At 60.6% G+C, this 21,040-nt stretch carries 8 protein-coding genes and 1 tRNA gene; 3 read left to right on the forward strand and 6 right to left on the reverse strand.

Annotated elements, in window-relative coordinates:
- Positions 1-85: 85 nt before the first annotated feature.
- Positions 86-568, forward strand: a complete 483-nt coding sequence (locus tag GDA65_07360) for a tRNA-specific adenosine deaminase (GenBank protein ID MBA5862510.1) — start codon at positions 86-88, stop codon at positions 566-568.
- Here the strand turns inward: GDA65_07360 and GDA65_07365 are convergent.
- Genes GDA65_07365 through GDA65_07375 form a run of 3 tightly spaced genes read right to left on the reverse strand, consistent with a single transcriptional unit; the run spans position 565 to position 12,471 of the window.
- Complete coding sequence (locus GDA65_07365; GenBank protein ID MBA5862511.1) at positions 565-1,329, reverse strand: 4'-phosphopantetheinyl transferase superfamily protein; 765 nt, start codon at positions 1,327-1,329, stop codon at positions 565-567. The genes GDA65_07360 and GDA65_07365 overlap by 4 nt on opposite strands.
- 31 nt (positions 1,330-1,360) lie before the next feature.
- On the reverse strand, positions 1,361-3,058 hold the full coding sequence (locus GDA65_07370; GenBank protein MBA5862512.1) for a cyclic peptide export ABC transporter: 1,698 nt from the start codon (positions 3,056-3,058) through the stop codon (positions 1,361-1,363).
- Positions 3,059-3,111: 53 nt separating this feature from the next.
- Positions 3,112-12,471, reverse strand: a complete 9,360-nt coding sequence (locus GDA65_07375; protein MBA5862513.1) for an amino acid adenylation domain-containing protein — start codon at positions 12,469-12,471, stop codon at positions 3,112-3,114.
- Between the two features lie 282 nt (positions 12,472-12,753).
- On the opposite strand from GDA65_07375, the gene GDA65_07380 reads away from it, so the two are divergent.
- Positions 12,754-12,841 (forward strand) — tRNA-Ser (locus GDA65_07380).
- A 314-nt stretch (positions 12,842-13,155) separates the two neighbouring features.
- Positions 13,156-13,245, forward strand: coding sequence for a hypothetical protein (locus GDA65_07385; protein ID MBA5862514.1), 90 nt, complete (start codon positions 13,156-13,158; stop codon positions 13,243-13,245).
- Positions 13,246-13,443: 198 nt separating this feature from the next.
- On the opposite strand, the gene GDA65_07390 is transcribed toward GDA65_07385, so the two are convergent.
- Genes GDA65_07390 through GDA65_07400 form a run of 3 tightly spaced genes read right to left on the reverse strand, consistent with a single transcriptional unit; the run spans position 13,444 to position 21,039 of the window.
- Positions 13,444-14,232 carry an HNH endonuclease gene (locus tag GDA65_07390; protein ID MBA5862515.1) on the reverse strand — a complete coding sequence of 263 codons (789 nt, stop codon included), beginning with the start codon at positions 14,230-14,232 and terminating at the stop codon, positions 13,444-13,446.
- 14 nt (positions 14,233-14,246) lie between these two features.
- The gene (locus GDA65_07395) at positions 14,247-16,220 is read right to left on the reverse strand and encodes a DUF2326 domain-containing protein (protein ID MBA5862516.1); all 1,974 of its coding nucleotides are present in this window, start codon (positions 16,218-16,220) and stop codon (positions 14,247-14,249) included.
- Positions 16,213-21,039, reverse strand: a complete 4,827-nt coding sequence (locus GDA65_07400) for an N-6 DNA methylase (GenBank protein ID MBA5862517.1) — start codon at positions 21,037-21,039, stop codon at positions 16,213-16,215. The genes GDA65_07395 and GDA65_07400 overlap by 8 nt, the downstream gene beginning before the upstream one ends.
- Between the last annotated feature and the right edge of the window lies 1 nt (position 21,040).

Below are 21,040 nucleotides of genomic sequence, written 5' to 3' on the forward strand. Positions count from 1 at the left end.
TGCGGTGCTCACCCCAAACATGCTAGCATGTCCGTCGTCACAGGACGATGTGTGTCTTCGGACACTGATCACAACACCCTGCCCCATGCACCACGACCTCGATAGACAGTTCATGCAGCAGGCCCTGACCCTCGCCCGAGAGGCGCCGCTGATCGGCGAAGTACCGATCGCTGCCCTGCTCGTCCGTGACGGCATGGTCATCGCCAGAGCCCACAATCTGCGGGAAACCGATCAGGACCCCACCGCGCATGCGGAACTGCTTGCGATCCGGGAAGCAGCCAAACAGATGAACAGCTGGCGCCTCACCGAGAGTACGCTCTACGTCACTCTGGAACCCTGCACGATGTGCATCGGCGCCATTATCCTGGCCCGTATCCCGCGCCTCGTCTTTGGAGCGCTCGATCCGAAAGCCGGCGCCTGTGGTTCCATCATGGATATTCCGCCGGAGCCAGGACTGAACCATCGCGTAGACGTCGTCGGAGGTGTGTGCGCGGAAGAGAGCCAGGCCCTGCTGCAGGATTTCTTTCGAGAGTTGAGAAAGGGAGCGGCCCAGAGGAAGTCGAGTTAGTCGAGAGCATAGGCCGCCGACTCGTGGCACTGCAGTTTCCAGTCACTGCCTTCAACGGCAACCGCTCCAGCCAGGTGATTTGGCAGCGACAGCAACTGAATCTGCCAGGTCCGGTCAAAGGTTCCCGAATCTGTCAGCCGCACCCGGGCATCCGGCGCCTGCGCATCGAACACGATCTCGAATCGGTCCAGGCCGAGTGACAGCCCGACACCGCGCCCTTTGAGATAGGCCTCCTTGGCCGTCCAAAAGCGATAAAACAGGCGTTGCTGCGCGTCCCCGTGAAGGCTCGCTATCGTCTGCGATTCCGCCGGAGCGAAGAACCGCGCTGCCAGTTTGAGACACTCACGCTCCGCCTTGCGCACCTCCACATCAACGCCGACTTCCCGGCCTCGGGCCACCGCCACCAGCGCATACTCTCCGGAATGAGAGAGGCTGAACCGGATACCGCCGGAAGCGACTGAGGGCCCGGTGACGGCTGGTTTCCCATGCGGGCCCGTGGCGAATTGAATCTGGCCGGCTTCCATATGCGTATAACGGGAGAGCAACAGGCGCAGCAATCCGTGCGAGAGAATGAACCGTTGACGATCCCGCTCAAAGGCAAATCGTGCCGCCCGGGTCCGCTCGTCATCAGAGAGCTGTGCGGCAAAGGACACCTGACAATCGGCATAGCGAGAGAGTTCGCAGAACCAGACATGCACAGCCCGCGGATCAAGAAGGGGAAACGAAGGAGATGCGAACGAGGGATCGGGCACACGCGACATTATTCGCCTCTCATGACGGACGCCGCCCGTCTTACGCCGATGACCGGGCAACCGGTTTCAAGAGAGGTGTAGGGCGGTGCGTGGCACTGAAGGCGACGCCGGTTGACGCTTCGACGATCATACCGTCGTCCAGTTTTAACACGCGGTCGCCCACATGGAAATACCGGTCATCGTGCGTCACCACAATGACCCCTTTCCCCCGCGCCCGCAGATCCGGCAGCAACTCCCCGTAGAAGACTTCCTTATATTGGGGATCCTGATCGGCAGCCCATTCATCGAAGACATAAAACGGCCGGTCTTCCAGCATCGCCGTCACGAGGGCCAGACGCTTCCGTTGCCCCTGCGACAAATTCACCGTGGAATATTCGCCCTGTTCGATACTGACCTTGTGATTGATACGAAGCGTCTTCAACCACCCGTCCGCCTGACTGGCCACCAGCGAGGGATCCAGTCCCAACAGCTTTTTGAAAAGATAGAAATCGGAAAAGACCGCTGCAAAATGCTGGCGGTACCAGTCCTGCGTCGCGGCCGTGATCGCCTCGCCGTTCAACGTCACCTGTCCCTGTTGCGGCAGATAGAGCCCCGTGAGCACTTTCACAAAGGTCGACTTGCCGCTGCCGTTCCCTCCGATGATGAAGACGAGTTCACCCGAGCGAATCGACAGATCCAACGGTCCCAGGCTAAATGAGCGTTCATCCTCACCCTTCGGGTCGTAGGCAAACACCGCCCGGGAGAATTCCACGCACTGGCTCCCCTGCGCCACCGGCCGCTCCGCTCCGCCTTCCCGACCTCCCTCATCGAGTGCCAGCCCCAGCGATTCAATCTTTTCCAACGCCACCTGCCCGCGGCTCAGCGTCGGAACCATGCCCAGCAAGCCCCACATCGGACCGATCATGTAGAGCATGGCAAAGGCATACCCGGTCAGCGATTCACCCGACAGAGAAAGAAACCGCGGAAAGAGCAGAAGAATGACGCCGATCAACCCATAAAACAGCACCTGGGTCCAGGAGTCCGTCACGAGATACTGTCTGGTCGTAGTCAGGTTATGACGTCGCAAGGCTTCGGCCGCGTGCCGGATATCCTCTTCGACAAAGGTTTCGCGACGGCCTCTGTGCAGCATCAACTCCTTCATGCCCTCCGTCAGACTGCGGAAATGTTCGAAGAGGACGCCCTTCGAGTCGCGCACCGCCAGCGACGACTGCAACACCCGGTTGTAGAGTTGGCGATACCCCAGCAATCCCACTACGGCGAGGACGATCACCCCCAGGAACGCCTGCCAGGACAACCAGGCCAGGTAGAGCGAGCAGCCGGCCAGAATCGCGACATTGATGGCCAATCCCGGCAACCCGTTCACCGCCCAGGCCAGAGCATTCGTGTCATCCGTCAGGGTTGCGAGAATCTCATGCGGCCCGCGACGCTCCAACGTGCGATAGGGCGCGCGCACCACTTTCCAGCAGAGATCCATGCCCAATTTTAAGATCGTCTTTTGGGCGAAGGAGACCAGCAGCAGTTGGGAGAGATAATTTGATCCGACTTTCAGCACGGCCAGACCGACGAAGGCAACTGCAAACAATTCTGAGGTGGTTCCGGCACCGTTGATGAGCTTGTTGATGACTGCCAACAAGCCAACGCTAGAAAGGCCGGCTAGCAGCCCGGTCAGGACCATGAGAACCATCATCGTCCGGGCATCACGCAGGAGAAACAGGAGAAACCGATACATTTTGATCATGGTGCCGTCGCTTCCGTTTTGCGGAGCCTAAGAGGCCGTAATTGCAGGAGAGCCTACGCGACCTTCGTCGTCGGCCCGTCACCCCGTCCATCGGGCCGTTTCCGGAGCATAGTTTCCGCCTCCTGCCAAAACGCCTTGAGGTGATGGGCAAGTTCTTGCACATGCGGCGCGACGAACAAGCGTCCGGAGTCCTCCGCCGGAAGATAGACCGTCCGGCTCATTCCCAGCGCCCGCTCGCCAAAGACCAACCGCGTATCGTCTCCGGAGTTGGTCAGCGGGTGTTTGGATGCGATCACGTTCAAGACCTGCCCGTGGAATGGTTTCAACTCGTACCGCGCCACAGCATGGAAGGTGGCGTACGTGACTTGATCCTTGTATAAGAACTCGTCCTGATGTTCCGCAGCTTCGGAATGGTGCATGAGACTCCACATGCGTTGCAACTTTCCCTTCCAGAACGCCGCCCATTCGCGGGCAGGTAACCGCCGCATGAGTCGAAGGTAGGTCGTGACTTTCATCCATACAAACAACAGCGGCCAGAGCAAATACGGCGGACGACTCCAGTGATTCAGGTAGGATCGTGGATGCCATGATTCCATGATGGTCAGAAGGACCTCTTCCCCCTGCGCCGTGAGCTGTTGCGCGATTTCATAGGCGGCCAGCCCGCCCGTGCAGGTGCCCCCGATGAAATAGGGGCCGCGCGGCTGCACGGACCGGATCTCTTCGATGTAGTGCGCCGCCATCTCCTCCACCCGCATGAACGGCTTTTCTTTTCCGTCGAGTCCTCGCGCCTGCAATCCGTAGAAGGGTTGGTCGTCACCTAACAATTTGGCAAGGCGTGCGAACACCAGCACATTGCCCCCGACGCCGGGCACGGCAAACAGCGGCGGCCGCTTTCCCTCCGGTTGAATCGCCACGAGAGAACGCCACCGCACCGTGCATCCTTCATCGGCCAGGACATCCGCCAATTGCTCGATCGTCGGCGCCTGGAACAACACCGCCATCGGCAGGCGCGTACCGAAGGTCCGCTCGATCGCGCTGAACATTCGCAGCGCCAACAGAGAATACCCGCCCAATGCGAAAAAATTGTCGCGCACGCCGATCGGCGTCATGCCTAGCACCTGCTCCCATATTGCCACCAGCTGCAACTCGATCCGATTTCGAGGCTCGATTGCCTGGAGGCCGTCATGCGCCGGCTCGGCCGAGGGCGCCGGAAGCGACGCGCGATCCACCTTCCCGTTCGGTGTTAACGGGAACTCGTTGAGAGGGACGATAGCAGCCGGCACCATATAATCCGGAAGCACCTCCCGCAGGGCCCGGCGAAGACCGGCTGGATCACAGGCGCTCCCGTCCCGCGGGGACACATAGGCCACCAGGCGCTTGTCTCCGGGAACATCTTCCCGCACGATGACGACCGCCTGTTTCACGGTCGGATCATTCCCCAGCACCGTCTCGATTTCACCGAGCTCGATCCGGAACCCGCGTAATTTGACCTGGTAGTCAATCCGGCCGACATAGTCCAACCGCCCGTCAGGCAGCCATTTTACCTGGTCGCCGGTGCGATAGAGTCGTTCGCCAGGCCGGAACGGGTTGGAGACAAACCGCTCTGCCGTCAGTTGAGGCTGTCCTCTGTAGCCTCTGGCCAGCCCCATCCCGCCGATATACAACTCCCCCGGTATCCCGACCGGCGCCGGCTCACGATTGGAATCCAACACATAGACTTGCGTGTTCGCAATCGGACGCCCGAGAGAAATTATCCTCTCGGCGCTGCGTACCCGTTCCAACGTCGACCAAATCGTGGTTTCGGTCGGCCCATACACATTCCACACAGATCCGGCTCTGGTCAGCAGCTCCTGCGCCAATTCGCACGGCAGTGCTTCTCCTCCACACAAGACTTTGACACCGCGCCCTCCCTTCCACCCGGACTGCAGAATCATCCGCCAGGTCGCGGGAGTCGCCTGCAGCATCGTCACCGCGCCATGATCGAGCTCCCGTTGCAACCAGGCTCCGTCCATCGCCTGCTGACGATTCGCCAGCACAATTTTCGCGCCAAGCAACAGCGGAAGGTACAATTCCAGCCCGGCGATATCGAAGGAGAGCGGCGTGAGCGCCACCAGGACATCGCGATGCGTGATCCCCGGCTCCTGCTCCATGGAGCGCAAAAGATTCACCAGCGCGCGATGCTCGATCTCCACCCCCTTCGGCTGCCCGGTTGAACCGGAGGTGAACAACACATAGACCAGATGCTCCGGCTTGGACAGCGGCGAGGGATTCGCCTCAGATTGACACGCCAGGGCCTGCCCCTCCCGATCCAGACACACGACACGGAGTTGATGCTGCGGCAGCCCGCTGACGAGGTTGGAATTGGTGATCAGGACCGCCGCATGACTGGCCTCGATCATGGCCGCCAGTCTTCGTATCGGCAACCCCGGAACCAGGGGCAGATAGGCGCCGCCTGCTTTCATGACCGCCAACAGGCTGATCAGCAGGTCCGGCGAGCGCTCCAAAAAGACCGGCGCCACGACATCGGGACCCACGCCGCAGTCACGCAGATGATGGGCCAACTGATTAGCACGACGATTCAGTTCCGCATAGGTCCACTCGCGCCCTTCACACAACAAGGCGACGGCATCCGGCGTGCGACTGACCTGCGCCTCGAATAACTGATAAAAGCACACTCCTTGATCGACCGGCCGGTCGGTGGCATTCCACTCGCGCAACATTCGATGTTGCTCCTGCCCGGTGAGAATCGACACGCGTCCGAGTTGCGCCTCCGGGTGTTCCGCAACCGTTTCCATCAGTTGCCGGTACTGCGCAATCCAGCGTTCGGCGGTGGTGCGATCGAACAGGTCCGTATTGAATTCCAGATAGGCTTTTCGCGACGCGTGCGGATCGATGGACAGCCCGAGGTCAAGTTGGGCCGCGCCACGGCTCACTTCATAGGGAGTCCAGGAGAGATGGTGAAACTCCGTGCGGGCAAAGGGCGTATTGGCAAAGTTGAACAACACTTGCACCAGTGGCAAGCCGCCATGGCTGCGGTCCGGCCGCAATTCCTCCACGAGCTTTTCGAACGGAATGTCCTGATGCGCATAGGCGTCAAGCGACAGGTCGCGTACCTTCAGCAGCAATTCCCGAAATGTGAGCTCGCCCGTGACGTCCGTTCGCAACACCAGGGTATTGACAAAGGTGCCGATCAGCTCCTCGCTCTCCAGGCGGTTACGGTTGGCGATCGGTGTGCCGATGACCAGGTCCCGCTGTTGCGTGAGACGATGGAGGAGGCCGAAGAATCCGGCCAGAAACACCATGTAGAGCGTCACTCCTTCGCGCACGCTCAGCTGCTTGAGACGATTGACCAGCGACCAGGACAGATCGACCGAGACATGGTCGCCCTTGAAGGAATGTACCGGCAGACGCGGCCGGTCGGCCGGCAAGCTCAGGACGGGCAGATCGGTGAGTTTCGATTTCCAATGCGCGAGTTGTGCTTCCAGCACTGAACCGGTGAGCCATTCCCGCTGCCACTGCGCGAAGTCCGCATACTGAATGGCCAGATCAGGCTGAACGGCAAACGGCCTACCCGCACAGAATGCATTGTAGGACGCTACAAGTTCTCGCGCGATGATCCCGTAGGACCATTGATCGGAAATGATGTGATGGGTGTTCAGGATCACGACCTGATCTTCATCGCCGAGCTGAATCAACAAGACACGCAAGAGCGGCCCCTGCTCGAGATTAAACGGTCGTCGCGCCTCTGCCGTCGCGAGTTCAAGGGCTCGCGGCTCACGAAGTTCAGCCGGCAATCCGCGCAGGTCTTCCTCCACCCAGACCGGGTCCAAGACGTCGTGGATGATCTGGCGCGGCTGAGCATCCACCTGGGCAAAGGTGGTCCTGAGCGCTTCATGCCGCCGGACCAGCTCACCAATCGCCCATCGCAACGCCGGTTTGTTGAGCGGGCCATGCAGGCGGACGCTGGCGGGAATATTGTAGGCGGCGGCCTCCGGTGAGAGTCGATAGAGGAACCACATCCGTTCCTGCGCGAATGACAGGGGGAGCGGGATTCCTCTCCGGGTTCGAGTAATCGCAGCGTCGCTCCGCCCCTGCTGTGGCTGCTCTCCAGCCTGTGTGTGGGTGATGACCTCAGCCAACGTGGCAATGGTCGGACGTTCAAAGACCTGCCGAAGCGGGAGCGTGATGCGGAATAGAGATTGGATCCTCGACACAAGCTGTGTGGCGAGAAGAGAATGCCCGCCCAGCTCAAAGAAATGGTCATGCACGCCGACGTCCTTGAGCTGGAGGATTTCCCCCCAGATATCGGCCAAAACCTGTTCGGTGGGAGTCCGGGGCGCGAGAAACTCGGAGGTCAACTCGACCTTGCTGGCGCGACTGTCCGCGGCGACTTGCAGCGCCTTTCGATCCACCTTGCCGTTGGTGGTCAGGGGAAGCGTTTCCATCTCGATAAAGGTCGAGGGAATCATGTGCGCGGGCAAGTGGGTGCGAAGCTGTTCGCGCAATTGCACCAATCCCAGCCGGTTATTCGGACGTGGAACCATGAACGCCACAATCCGCTTATCTCCGGGCTGGTCTTCACGTACTTCGACCACCGCCCGTTCCAGATCCGGATGCCGGTTCAGCACGGCCTCGATTTCTTCCAACTCGATACGATACCCGCGGATCTTGACCTGACGATCGGCACGGCCGCGATAGTCCAACTGCCCGTCAGCTCGCCACCGGACTAGATCACCGGTTCGATAGAGTCTGGCGCTCGGGAGGGTGGAAAAGGGATCGGGAATGAATTTGGCCTCAGTCAGATCGGGCCGCCCCCGATATCCTCGCGCAACTCCCAGGCCGCCGATGTAGAGCTCTCCAGGCACCCCTACGGGAACCGGCTGTTGATGGCGATCCAACACATAGACGGACGTATGCGGAATGGGGCGCCCGATCGGAAGTTCGCCGACCTCTTCATCGTGGGCACCCAGACCGGTCAGATCCGACCAGGTGACGGCGACGGTCGTTTCTGTCGGCCCGTAGGTATTGATCACACGAACGTTCGCCCCCATGAGCTTCGCCCATTGCTGCACGATCTGCGGAAGGACCCGCTCGCCCCCGATGATCACAGTCCTGATGGAGGGAGGAAACGCGAGCTGCTCCAGATCCATCCGGGTGACCAGCTCATGCCAGTAGGCCGTGGGTAGATCCAGGATCGTCAGGTTCAAGTCACGACACCGATCCAGAAAACCGGATACCGAATCCACCATTGTCGCGGTGCGCAGGACCAACGTTGCGCCTGCGGCCAGACAGGGAAAGATTTCTTCTGCGGCGGTATCGAAACTCAACGACGCGAATTGCAGCACCCGATCCCGGCTTGTCAGGTCGACGATCTTCGTAATGGCTCGCACATAGTTGGCGATCGATCGATGCTCGATCATCACCCCCTTCGGGTGACCGGTGGATCCTGACGTGTAGATGACATAGGCCAGATTGTCCAAGGCATCAGTTCCCTCGATGGGACTGTCGGGGAATTTCGCAATCTGGTCCCATTCCGAATCGAGGCAGATGGTATGCGGATTTGTGGCGGGCAGGCGGACCAGCTGATTCTGCTGCGTCACTAAGACCCGTACCTCACTGTCCCGCAACATGTATTCCAAGCGTACGGTCGGGTAATCGGCATCCAAAGGCAGGTAGGCGCCGCCCGATTTGAGAATGCCCAGCATGCCAACAATCAAATTTGGCGATCGCTCCACGCACAGCCCGACCACCACACCCGGTCCAACGCCGCGACGACGGAGGTAATGGGCGACTTGATTCGCGCGCGCATCCAATTCTCGATACGTCAGCGACTGTCCGTCCTGTTCGACCGCCACGACTCCGGGAGTCTTCCTGACCTGCGCCTCGATCACGCGGTGGAGACACACCTCGGGTTCCCCCGCGCCAGAGGACTGCCCCCATGCCAGCACGGTCTGCCGTGTTTCCGCCTCGGACATGAGCGGCAGGCTGCCGATCCTGTCGCTTGGATGGCCGACCAGCCCCTCCAGCACCCGCACGAAATGCGCCTGCAGGCGAGCAATCCGATCCGCGCCGAACAGGGCGTCCTTATACTCGACATACCCGCTGAATCCCGCTTCCGATTCTGCCAGTTCAATACAGAGATCGAATTGACCGCTTTGTTGGGGAATCACATAGGCTTCCCACGCAGGCAATCCACCCTCCGATGACAATGTCGCCGGCGCGCTCATCCGCCTGTCGAGTGCTGCCAACAACTTGAACTGCTGTAAGACAAACAGCACCTGTGCCAAGGGAGCGCGCGGTCCCTGCCGAGCTGATCGGAGATCCGCCACCAGCCGCGCATAGGGATAATCCTGATGCGCGAGCGCATCCAAGAGGGTCTGCTTCGTCTGCGTCAACAGCTCACGGCCCGTAGACTCCGGCTGCAGGCTCTCCCGCAACACCAGCATGTTTACAAAGTCACCGACCGTGTGTGCGAAACGAGCCCGGCTGCGGCCGAATACCGGCGTAACAATGATCGTATCTTCTTGAGCTGTGTAACGATTCAGCAGGACTTGGAGTGCGGTCAGACAGACGGCGTACACGGTCGTGCCCTCGGTCCTGGCAAATTCCTTGAGGCGGCGAGCCAGGTCGCCCTCAATATGGAATGCGTGCCAGGCATAGTGTCCTGGCTCAACTGTTGTCTCAGGCCGGTCGTAAAGCATGTCATAATTCGGTACGTCACCGGCCAACTTCGCCGTCCAGTATTGCGCCAATCGATGGCCCTCTTGCCCTTCCAGCTGGGTTCGATGCCACTCGACAAATTCATCATACGGCGCCGGGAGCTCGTGAGAACCGCTCGCCTGCTCTGGCGGGCCTGTCTCGGCGGAGGCATAGCGTTGTTTCAGGTCATCGACCAGCTGAATCATTGACCAGCCATCCACGACGATATGGTGGGCGATCAACAACAACCAGGTCTGCTGCCCGCCATGATACAGAAAGGCTCGCCACAGGGGACCCTGCGTGAGGTTGAATGGAATCGCCGCAGTTTCCAGAGACTCCCGCCGCACCCGTGGCCAATCCCAGGCGGTGCTATCGACCTTGGTCCAACTCAACGGTAGCCGGTCATGGACCCGTTGAACCGGTCCCTCCTGCCGCGTCTCGAACGTCGTGCGAAGCATGGCATGCTTGTCACCAAGACTCTCCAGCGCCTGTCGTAACCGGTCCTCCTTCACGTCGGACGGCAGAGGCAACAGCACGGACACATTTGCCGCGGCGCTCTGCGGATCCAACTGACTCAAAAACCAGAGAGCAGCCTGATTTTCCGACAGTGGAAAGACATTGCCGGCAACACCATCCGCGCGAACCGTTCTGGGTGTTTCTATCGCTTCGCCTACCAACCCACCTTCGATCGTCGTTGTCAGATCACCTGGCGTTGCGCCGCCCAGAATCGCCTGGAGCGAAAGCGGCAGCCGAAACGCTTCTTCGAGGCGATGTAGCACCTCCGCTGCCATCAGTGAATCGAGTCCCAAGAGAGCTATCGGCCGATCAACCGCGATTGATTCCGGAGTGCGACCAAGCCGATCCGCCAGCAGCTTCTGCACCATCTCCTGAATTGTCCGTCGGCGCGCCTCCCCTGAAAGCCCGTGCAATGCGTCCAGGTGAATGACCGTCGAAGGGTGTTCGAGGGGAAGCGGCGCCACACTTTTGCCGATGACTGACAATCGGCCAGCGAGATATTGTTCGCGGCAGGCGCGCCGCTGCACCTTGCCGCTGGACGTCTTCGGAAGGCTCCCCGCCCTGATGAAGATGATGGACGGCACATGGAGATCATGCTGCTCGGACAGGGCGGCTCGTATGGCCGCCGCCAGGTCCTCAGTGGCAAGTGGCGTCGCCTGGCGTTCCACTTCCTGAACCAGCACCACCATTTCTTCGCCGGCTTCCTCAACCGTAAACGCCGCCGCGCCACCGACCCGAAGCGCCGCATGGCATGATTCAGCGGTTCGCTCGATGTCCTGGGGATAGTGATTGCGGCCTCGAACAATCAGCAGGTCTTTTAACCGGCCCGTCACGAAGACTTCGCCATCCTTCACAAACCCGAGGTCGCCGGTTCGTAAGAACGGCCCCTCGCCGGTATCTTCGAGTCTGACCCGAAACGTTCGCGCGGTTTCGTCGGGATTGTTCCAATAGCCTTGTGTCGTACTCGCGCCGGACAGCCAGATTTCTCCAACCTGTTGCAACGCGCAGCGGGAACGCGTTTCGGGGTGCGCAATCACCACCCGGGTATCGCCGACAGGTATGCCGCATCCCACCACCCGCCGAACCGGCCTTCCGTCGCCGCGAGCCTCAATGACCGCCCCCTGTTCCAAGGCTGCGGCATCAAGAGTCGCCACGGTAGGAACCACTCCCTCCCGCTTTAACGAAATAAGGAGCGTATATTCCGCCATTCCATATGCGGGAAAGAACGCCTCGCGCTGGAAACCGGATGGCGCGAACGCCTCCGCAAACCGATCGATGGTGTCGGCTGCGATGGGCTCTGCCCCGCAGCTCGCTACCTGCCAACCGGAAAGGTCCAGATGGGCCCGTTCTTCCGGCGTGGTCGATTCCACGCAACGGCGATAGGCGAAATTAGGCGCGCCACTATGCGTGACCTCATACCGTTGAATCGCCTCAAGCCATCGCAACGGACGTTTGAGAAAGGTGAGCGGCGACATGAGATACGACGGACGGCCAATCCACGCTGGCTGAATGATACCTTTCACCAATCCATAGTCATGGAAATGCGGCATCCAGGAGAGAGTCACCGATCGGGCATCGTAATAACCGGCAGCAGTAATGCACCGGCTCTGGGCCGTCATATTTTCATGGCTGACCATCACCCCTTTCGGTGCGGAAGTCGAGCCGGACGTATATTGCAGATAAGCGAGATGGGAGGGCCGCGGATGCATCTCATTCCAACAGGTGATATCCGCCGAGCGCGCGCGATCGTTCGTGATCCATTGATCCAATGGCATCGCGCATTCCTGCGACCGGAGTGTGTCCAGAATCTGGGAGGTGGTTACGGCGCCGGCGATACCGGCATCTTGGGCAAGGCATTGGACACGCGCCATGCCGGCCTTCACGCGGAATGCGTCCGGAGGCGGAACCGGCACGGCAATGAGGCCCGCGTAGAGCGCTCCCCAAAAGGCCTGCACGAATTCAAGACCAGGTGGATACACCAGAAGGAGTCGTTCCCCCGGCGCAAATTTGGCTTGAAGGTAGCCGGCAATAGACCGAGCACGGGCCACCAGGTCTCGATATGTCAGGGCCTGGTCGGCGCTCAGTCCATCACGCAGATAGACGTACGCGATTTGCTCAGGCTGGCGCTCAGCCCGCCAACGCAGCACATCAAGAATGGTGTCGCCGGCTGGAATGGTAACCGGTGGATGTCTGACCACAGAATGCTCAACCTCAGTCGGATCAGGAGGCGTAGGCGAGCCCCCCTGCCCTAGACTTATTCGGATGACCTCTCGAAAATCATAAGTCTGACGAGAGTTTCCGTCCGGCTATCCTGTACCAGGTGAGTCTACGGCTTCATGGTGTCATCACAAATTGGAATCATATTTCCCTTCAATCCATGGTTCTCCCTAATGGTGAAAGAAATTCCCCTCAACCTCGTGATTTCATTTGAATCTCACAGGCGTCCACGGTAAGCTGCACGTCTTTGTCTGACCTTGCGCGGAGAGGTGCGAGAGCGGCCGAATCGGACGGTCTCGAAAACCGTTGTCCTGAAAGGGACCGTGGGTTCGAATCCCACCCTCTCCGCCACCGAAAAGTGCCGTGTGGGATTGGGAAAACGTGCCTGTCGGATTGCCATCGCGAGCTGATGCGGTGGGATTCGAACGAGGGGGATCGCGGGGGAGACACTCCCCTGCGTGGGGAGACACGAGGGGGCAGGCCCCCTCAGTGGGAGCGCGCAGGCGCGACTTCGAATGCCCACCCTCTCCGCCATACAGAAGTGCCACACCCGAAGCCATTCCAATCACTCTAGGCGACGAGATAGCCACCGCCTTATACTCCCCTTCCTCTCCAAACATTAAATCCGCTCAATACCCACCGAGGTCATACGTGCACCTCATGACATGCGCTCTTGGCAGGTCGAGCGCCGCAAGCTCACGCGGCGTCTGATCGAACTCAGCGGGCTCGTCGTGAAGACCGGGGTCGTTGGATAGGCGTGGCATGGCCTACGGTGCGCTGCTCTTGATATCCATATGCTCAGGATCGATTAAAGCGAGCATGCACGAAGGCGCAGACCGACCAAGGAAAGCGGGAGTTCGAGGCAGATCACGCGACAGATACAGGCATTATCGAGCGGCTATTGTGCAGCAATCATCAGTGCATGGCATCGGCTCTCAATTTACCGTTTCTCGTCATTCGTCACCAAAGTTCATAATGTCGAGATGCTGAGATAGCGTTCGTGTTCGTTCTCTATGGCGAGCGAGCCGGCGACGATGTTCGTCTCTTAGAGGAATAGGCGAGCACCACCGGAGCTCTGCGCATGCATGCTTGCTAAGCCTGGGCGAGAACTCGGGCCTGCCATCGTCGTTGAAGGTCACGAGCGCGCGGTCGAATGCGGCGTCCCAAAGGGCGGAAAGGAGAAGACCATTGTGCACGTCAAGCCGTTCGGCATCGCTGTCACATTCGCTCCAGGGTACGATGTGCGAAGCGCGCAGCAGGGCCGGGTCGGAAATGCCGGTCAGGGGGCAACGCCCCTGCCAGTAATCCATCAGGCGGTTGCGGAAGATATCCTGCCCGATCCTCTGGACGACCAGCCGTTCAGCCTCCGTCGTCCGGGGCAAGCTTGCAACTTTCACCTCGAACTCCCGCAGCGGCGCATCGGGCAAACTGATGCCCAACTTGTAGACGCGGTGCAGCACCGCATAAAGTTCGCCGAGCGTGTCGAAGAGAAAGCGGGCGGGGCCTGGGCCAGGAACAACTGCAGCGGGTAAGTTCAGTTCCTGAATGACACTGCGATGGTCGAGCGCAAGGAACCATGGCCCATGCGGTCCACCTGCAGCGAGATGAATTGTCCCATGCGCAGTGGTCGAGCCGAAGGCCGCCCAGCCAGCCTCCTCCCCCAGAATGCGGCGGAAGCCGTTCTGAGATGCGGCCTTCTGGCATTCCTCACGGACCACAAAGGATTGGGGCGATTCAATCATCCTGTTTTGCAGGATCAAACATCCATTCGAAACAGACGTTCTTCTGCCGGCGTCGAACTCATTCGAAGTTTCACATGACTATCGCCCTGAAGCTCAGGCGGCGGAGCAGTAGTGGTCGTAATAATGTATTGGAAGCACGGCACTCTCGTCTTTTCCTCCCATTGATGCACGAGCTTGAAAAGACCGGCATAGAGCTGCCCATCCAAGTCCGCCTCACGCGGGCTGTCGTGAACGAGGAACGGTGGCAGGTCGGCCTTCTCCTCGATGGCTAGATGGAGTGCAGCAAGATCGAAGGCGACGATCTTGAGCGAGTCCAGGGCCGCCGTGGACACCTCGCCCCGTCCCGAAAATTCAGCATCGACCTTCAAGCCGTTGCCGTCCAGCTTGATGCTGCCTTGCACTCCATCGGGAAGCCAAGTGGCCATGATTCCCTGATATCTTTCCTCCAAAGTCCTGATAGCCGACCGAGCCCGCGACTGCCCCAGCTTCAGTTCTGCGCGCACTGCTTCCAGCGCAGCGGTTTCTGGAGGCGTGGGCTTCCCCTTTTTCTCGCTTTCACGGAGCGATCGCACGTCATCGAGCGTGCGCCTCACCAGATAGATGCGGTCCTGCACCTCCTTCGCAGCCGCTAGTGCAGCACGGCTGGTCGCATCGGCGGCCTTGGCCTCCGCCTCAAGCACCTGTTGTCGGGGAATGAGTTGCTGGATCAAGGCAGCGACACGTTTGACTTCCTGTTCCGCGGCGTTCGCTTCTGAGTCCAGTTCAGCAGCTTTCTTTTGCTTCTCCGCGATTGCGGCCCTAATCGCCGGGAGATCGCATCGTTCGAGTGAAATCCCACAGCCCTTGGCCAAAACCTCATCCACCGGAACCCGGCAAATTTGACAGACCCTGACTCGACCTTGAGTAATATCGATCTCACCTATTTTCGCTTCCGAGCGGAAGCGTTCAGCTTCTCCTCGTTTGAAATGTGCCTCGTTCCCAAATTGCTGTTGCCTGGTCACCAACGCACCGCGCTCCTCATTGAGCGCCTTCAGACGCGCAAAGATCGAGCCGACATCCGGCGGCTTGGGTAGAGCGGTTCGCATGGCGGCGGCAAAAGCGGCTTCTGCCAGTGAAACCAGTCCCTTCTGGTCTATCGTGTCGTCAAACCCGACCTCGTCGCCGACGTTCAATGCGCGCCTCACCGCTTGCAGGCCTTCAGCATATCGATGTTGCTGATAGGCGTGGCGGCGACGCTCCTCCTCGACTGCGGCCACGAGTTCTTGCTCGCGGGCGGCGGCAGCGCGCTCTTCCGCGTCGAGAGCGCGCAAGGCAAGGCGCACCATGGTCAGTTTGACTGTTTCACCCAACACCTGCGCGCGGGAACGGGTCTGGGTCTGTGATGAACGCCACGCGAGAATATCGGCCAAGCGACACTCCTGATCGCGCGTCAGCCAGGCCCGGAGCACATCCCAAACCTGGTCACAGCTGACCTCCGGCGGCGTCGCTCCCGCAATTGCCGAGAAGAAGCTGGTGATGATGACGGGGTCGATGGATGTTTGATCGCCTTCACGGCGCCCCCGCGCGATCGCGCCTTCGACGGAATCCGCCTGAACGACGAACTCCCCGCCTGGTAGTCCCAACGGACGAATGGAAACCCAACACGCGCCGTCGATCAGAATCTCGGCCGCAACCAGGCCGTTCGGAAGCCGTGTCATGAGGCGCAACCACTGGGCGTCGGTTGCATAGCCGGGCTCGCCCAGACAGGCCCGGAGCAGGCGGCAGAAGGTGGTCTTGCCGCTGCCGTGGGCAAGGGCGCGGCTACCGCTGCTCGACATATCCGGCGTCCAAATGATGTTGAGGCCGGGCTTCAGTGGGACATTGCGGATGAGCCTCTGTGGGTTCTCGAATATGGCCAGCCGGCGGATCCAGAGTCGAGGCTCGGCACGGCCTTCCGGCGCCTTTGGCGGACCGATCACCGAAGGAAACAGGTCAGCCTGATCAGCCACTGACAAACCTCGCCCAGATCACATTGTCTTCCGGTACGACGGCAGCGATGAGGCTGTCAACGTCCATGCTCCGTACGGAGCGGATCGCGAAGGCGGTGCGCTGAGCGTCGGCGGAAGCGGCTTCCAGCCCCGCCGGACTGAAATGCTGCCCCCTTGCCCACGTCCCGTCGTTGCGCTCGTCCAACTGACCCGAGGTGAGCAGCGTCTCGAACATGGACCGCCACGCCACGTTGATGGCGGGGCGCAGTCGAACCGCGCCCTGTGCAGGCTGCGCCTCGGGACCGACAAGCCTGACCCATTGTTCCCGGTCGCCAGCGGCGAGCAGAGGCGTCAGCAGCGCGGGCTCGGCGAGACCGGCGATGACGAAGCGCACGCGCGAGCCATCGCTCGCGGGGTCCATTTGCCAAAACGCATACTGCGCTGCGTAGCGGAGACGGTCCCAGTGTTGAACCCTTGCCGGCCAGGCCCACGCGCCATTCGGCAGGCCTTCGAGAGGCGGCAATTCGACGGAGACAGGTATCGCGTCGGCCCCCTGATTCCCCTCCATCCGCTTCCACGCCTCCAGCACCAGGCGCTCGGTCCGGTATTCGCCGTGGAGGCGGATTTCCTTTTCCTTCAACACACGGAAGGTTTCTGACGGGTAGTCAGAGCCTTTAACCTTGGCAGGATCGAGGACATACCGCAGCTCTTCTTCATTGAGGCCGTATTTCCTAGCAAAGAAGGCGTCGAGCTCGGCGCGCAATTTGGCGCGACGATCCTCGTTCCAGGCGAATGGATTGCCGGAATACCCGAGATCCTCCGCCCAGGGCTTCATCGCGTGGCTAGTGTAAGTCAGCTCCAGAACGCGCGGGCTGATGAAATCGAGGTCATTGGAAGAGAACGCTGAAGAAGCTAGAGTAGGAAACTGTTTCAGATAGAAATAGGTAAGGGAAGTTCCCCCAATTTTTTGGCGGGCCGCATAATCAAAAGATAAGGAAGTTATGCTTGCCAGAAATGCAGCGGCGAGTTGGGGTGAGTGGCATAAATAGAATAGCGGGGCCTTGTGATTCGTACCTACCCGCGGGAATACGCTGGCAATCACCGTCCGCTCGTCTGTTGAACGGCAGATATCGCGCCACCCCATGAGCCAGCGGGGTTGTTTGGCGACGATCAGTAGCTCGGCAAGGGCGAGCGCGTCCTTCGGTCCCTCGGCGATGAGGGTGAGATCGGTTTCCGCCAGTGGCGTCTCGCGTTGCATCTCCGCGCCAGCAACGAGCGTCTTAGGATCGAGCAGGAAGCGTTCGGGCGATGCCTTCAGCGCTCCACGCCAATCCTGTGCGCGACCGAGAAGGCGGACGATGTTGGCCTCTCGCGCCGGGCCTCCTTCGAGGGCAGGAACGGCTCCGGCCAGCCAGGTGACAAGCGCCTTGAGCACGGCGGCGCGCGCGCCTTCTTCCGGGTCTGCATCCGCCTTGCGGCGTCCCTTTCCGCCTTCACCCCGAGCCTGCCTAACCGCGCTTTTTAATGCCGATGGCACGCGGGCGGCGCGTAGGATGACTTCTTCCTCGGGCACCCAGTAACGCGGCGACGGCTCGAAATCCGGGCTCTGCTTTTCGGCAAGGGTGCAGTCGCGGGCGCCTTCCTCATCGTCGCTCGCGTCGACCCCATAGGTCGACCAGCGATGATCGAATTGGTGGATCATCTTGGCTTCATAGAGCGGCACGCGGCGCTCAACACCCGCCGCCGTCTCCCGCACCCAATCCACGCCATCACGCCCCCAGCCATCGGCCTCCATCCGAGCGGGCATGTGGAAGAAACCGGAATCACCAGACATATCGAACATGCGCTGGAATGTGATGCCCCACGGATTGATGTCGCCGCCTTCCTCCTGCGGCCGTTCCTGGATCAATACGGGCGCGCAGGCATAGAGCTTCGCCGTTACCTCTGCATCGGCACGGGAACGAAAGACAGGAGCAGTCTTGGTGTTCGGGTTAATTGCCGCGATCTCTGCAGGGGTTAGGCGAAACCGCCGCTCCGAATTCGCAAGATCGGTTGTACGCAACAGCGAGAACGCGAACTCGGCACCCTGATTCGAGTGCCCGATTGTCAGCAGACAGAATGAGCTCCGATCATCGGTCGCCAGAAAAATCTTTCTCACCTCAAAAAAGCTATAAAGTGAGGCAAGGCGCGAGGAAGCCACCAACCAAGCGAAAAAGTACTGCGTTGTAGAATCGGTGGCGATGCCCGTTGGAACAATCACGCCTGCGCGCCCGGTTGGCTTGGCGAGGCGCGAGAAAAGCTCCGCGAAAAGCGCATAGGTATTGACGTCACCTCGACCTGTGAGCGGATAGCGGCTCGATGAACGGGCAAACTCGCTCGCTGCTTCCGCCGTGCGCTTGGCGAAGATAAAATCCTTCCACAGCCGGCCATCCCCGCTCTCGGGATCGGCCTTCTCCAGGTCGTCGATCAGCTTCTGACGTTCCGCCTTGTTCCGCGCGGCGGCGATCGCCGGCGAACGCGCGGCGAAGAACTCCTGTTCCTGAAGCTTGATCCGCTCCCACGGCGGATTGCCGATCACCACATCGAAACCGCCATCGTGCTCCATCATCTCGGGGAATTCGATGAACCAGTGGAAGGCGCTCACCTTCTCGGAGGTCAGCCGGGCGCCCTGGCGCAGGTGCTCGGCAGGTGCCTGACCGCCTGCCGCCTGCCACACATGTTCGGTCAACGGCATGGCGTCTGTGCCAGTGGCGCCTGCCGCTTTCGGCGTGAAGAACGCCGCCATATAGAAATTGGCCGAGATATAGAGGTCGCTGGCCGACTTTAGATTTTTCCAATCGTCCGACGAACGTATCGCCTCGAAGCCTCGCGCCTTCGCCTCGACGCTCGCCAGATCATCCTGCGTCATCTCCTTCAGCTGGTGATCCCGCTCGGCAAGGATTTCGGGCGGCGACCAGTCCTTGAACAGTTGCGGCAGCCTCTTCTCCCGATCACGCTGTTCCTTGTTGAGGCGAGCATAGCGGCGGGAGAGTTCCTTGTCGTCGCCAGTCAGCGGCTTGTAGGCCTCGTCTGGCAATCCCTCGCGCAGCATCTTTCGGTCGAACACACCGATCAGACTATCGCCGCAGCGAATCTGCGCATCGAAGAAGGCGAGCGGCCGGCCCGGCTCCAGCGCTTCGATCCAGAGCGCCACCTTGGTCAGCTCGACCGCCATGGGGTTGCGGTCCACACCGTAGAGGCAACGGCAGGCGACCTCACGCAACGCATGGCAGAAGTCGGCGGCCGAAGGGATTCCACCGGCGCGGCGGCGGGCGACGCGCGTGGCAATGCGCCGCGCCGCCGCAAGTAGAAAATGCCCCGATCCACAGGCAGGATCGATGACGGTGAGCTTTAATAGCCCTTCGACAGGATCAGCGGCCTGTGCTTCCCGCTCGTCGAGCACCGGATCGAGCGTGGTGTCGAGCAGGAGTTGAACCAGACTGTCCGGCGTATAGTAAGAGCCGGTGGTTTTGCGCTGGTTACCCTTCTGCTCGGCGGCCTCCGAGGCGAAGGTGAGCGTCTTGCCGTCGTCACCGAGTTGCGGCTGGAGTTCGAGCAGCGATTCGTAGACCGAACCAAGCTCCTCTGTTTCCATCGCGCGCCAGTTCACCGACACCATGCCGGTTTTGTCGGAGAGCCAGGACAGGCGGTAGAGTGCCTCCATGAAGGCGCGGTTGCGCAGACGTGCGATTTCGAGATGCGGCAGCTTGCCGGCGCTGAAAAGCCCGCCAAGCGCGGGCAGGCCGAGCGCTTCCTGCCCGCAGGCAAGAGCGCCGAAGACGACCTTGATACTCTCATAGCGGTCGTGGTGCTTGTCCCAGGTGGCTGCACGGGCCGCTTGCGCCCGAAGTGAAGCGAGGCTGTACCCATCGGCGTAGAGCTTTCGGGCATCCGGCTTTGCCGTCTCGGGATGAAGCAGGTTCCGGTCCTCGGCCACCATCAGGAAGATGAGGCGATAGATGAGGCGCAGAAGCTCGTTGAACCATTCGGTCAGGTCGATCTCTCCGGATCTCAACCGGGCAGCAAGGTCGGGATTGGCTTCGAGGAAACCGGAGCCGAGCACTTTCAGCGCGGTTTCAACCTGAGCCGCCAGCCGATCGCGGGCGGCCACGCCTTCGCGAGAGCCGGCCTCACGCCAGCGTTCCAGCACGCAATCGGTGACAAGTGTGCCGACAACGCCGAACCGTGTCCGGTGGATCAGCAACCAGAGAACGGCGAAAGAGGAGGCATCCTCGTTCGTGAAGATCTGGGCAAGGTCGCCTTCGATATAGGCCGGCCGGGTCAGCGAGGCGTTGTCGCGCATGAGACGGATGATGGCCCCGTTCGTGACCAGACCCCAGAGCGCGCTCTCGCTGTCGTTGAGATAATCCTGAAGCGCAAAGGCCGGGGATCGCGAACGGTCGGTCGAAAGCGTCGGACTGCGCCTATCGAGCTTTTCCTCGGAAGGCGGGACGACGACCACAGGGACGCGGCCACCGGCGAGGAAAGAGATCACGCCATCGGCGGAAACGAGATCGTTGAAGCCGAAGGTTTCCGCCAAGAAGTCTCGCACGAAGCGCCGTGTCACCTCGACCGAGGGATTTTGAAGTTTCGCGAAGGCGTCGAAATGGGACTGGCCGACGCGGAAGGCGGTGGAAATCTCTTCGCGGATCGTCAGCCCCTTGCGGATCCGGTAGTCCACTTCCGTCTGTTCGAAGGCTTGTCGTCGGTCGATGCTGGAAACCATGGCCGGCGCGATGAGGTTGCCCTCCAGCAAGAGCGAGGGCCAAGCCGACATGTCGGTGACGAGCTTCCGCGCCATG

Source organism: Nitrospira sp. CR1.1 (assembly GCA_014055465.1).
In the GTDB taxonomy this organism is placed as follows: domain Bacteria; phylum Nitrospirota; class Nitrospiria; order Nitrospirales; family Nitrospiraceae; genus Nitrospira_A.